The organism is Streptomyces longisporus (assembly GCF_039532765.1).
GTDB classification, from domain to species: domain Bacteria; phylum Actinomycetota; class Actinomycetes; order Streptomycetales; family Streptomycetaceae; genus Streptomyces; species Streptomyces longisporus.
Window position 1 is genome coordinate 1 of the sequence record NZ_BAAASG010000034.1, and the last position, 1,594, is coordinate 1,594.

1 protein-coding gene is annotated in these 1,594 nt (G+C 69.6%); it reads left to right on the forward strand.

All coding sequences use genetic code 11. The annotated features are described in order from the left end of the window. Positions 1-407: 407 nt before the first annotated feature. The coding region (locus tag ABD355_RS43785; RefSeq protein WP_344406980.1) for an IS110 family RNA-guided transposase at positions 408-1,594 on the forward strand (1,187 nt) is incomplete at its 3' end.

The following is a 1,594-nucleotide window of genomic DNA, read 5'->3' on the forward strand; positions in this document are numbered from 1 at the left end:
GACCGGGATGCCTCGAAACAGCGCGGCCGTTGATCAGGCCTACTGAGTGCCTGGCGACCGGTTCCATGATCGTGGTGGTGGCGGCCGTACGGCTTCCAGAGTGACGCCTCTAAGTCTCCTGGCCCGCGAGGCCTCAGCGAAGAGTGGCGAATCCTGGCGTCTTCGCGGCCGCCGCCCTCGCGGGTCTTCCACCCTCGATTCTGGTCGTGGTGCGAGCCCGTCGCGTGGTGACCTCTTGAACTGCCCGAGCCGCCGAGCCCTGGCCAAGAGCGAGGCCCGCGCGGTGCGCTGGTGCCGCGAACGGCTTGTGAGATGTCGGACCGGTGAGTCCTGCAATTAGGTCGCCGCGTGGCCCGCATGTGCTCGTGACCAGCACAAACAGCACCACGAGGGGGAGGAACCAGACCGTGATCTACTGCGGTATCGACTGGGCCGAACACCACCACGACGTCGCCCTGGTCGACGACACCGGCCAGCTGGTGGCCAAACTCCGCATCGACGACACCGCGGCTGGCTACCGGACGCTGCTGGACCGGCTCGCCGAGCACGGCGACACCGAGCAGAACCCGATCCCTGTGGCGATCGAGACCAGCCGTGGCCTGCTCGTCGCCGTCCTCCGGGCCGGCAAGCGGCAGGTGTTCGCCATCAACCCGATGGCCGCCGCCCGCTACCGTGACCGGCACGGCGTCAGCCGCAAGAAGTCCGACCCCGGCGACGCCTTTGTACTCGCCAACATCCTGCGCACCGACATGGCCGTGCACCGGCCGCTGCCCCAGGACAGCGACCTCGCCCAGGCCATCGCCGTACTCGCCCGTGCTCAGCAGGACGCCATCTGGAACCGCCAGCAGCTGTCCAACCAGCTCCGCTCGCTGCTGCGCGAGTACTACCCGGCCGCCCTGGAGGCCTTCGCCAACTGGCAGAACGGGCTCTGCCGACCCGAGGCCCGCGCCATCATGGCCGTGGCCCCGACGCCGTCCCGCGCGGCCGGCCTCTCGCGAGCTCAGCTTCGCTCCGCACTCAAGCGCGCAGGTCGTACCCGAGGGATCGAAGCCGAGACGGACCGGATGCGGGAGATCTTCCGGGCCGACTATGCCCACCAGCCACCACTGGTCGAGGACGCGCTCGGCAAGCAGATGCTCGCCCTCCTGCGGCAGCTGGAGGCAGCCTGCACCGCGGCGGACGACCTCGCGAGGGCGGTGGAGGAGGCTTTCCCTCAGCACCCGGACGCTGACGTGATCCTCAGTTTCCCCGGTCTCGGCGTCCAGCTCGGCGCCCGGGTGCTTGCCGAGATCGGAGACGACCGCCACCGGTTCACCGACGCCCGCGGCCTGAAGGCCTACGCAGGCTCGGCCCCCATCACCCGCGCCTCCGGAAAGAAGCACCACGTCGGACGCCGCCGCGTGAAGAACGACCGGCTCAACCACGCCGGCCATCTGTGGGCCTTCGCCTCGCTCAAGGCCTCGCCGGGCGCGAACGCCCACTACCGCCGACGACGCGAGCACGGCGACTGGCACGCTCAGGCCCAGCGGCACCTGTTCAACCGCATGATCGGCCAGCTCTTCCACTGCCTCCAGCGAGGGGAACTGTTCGACGA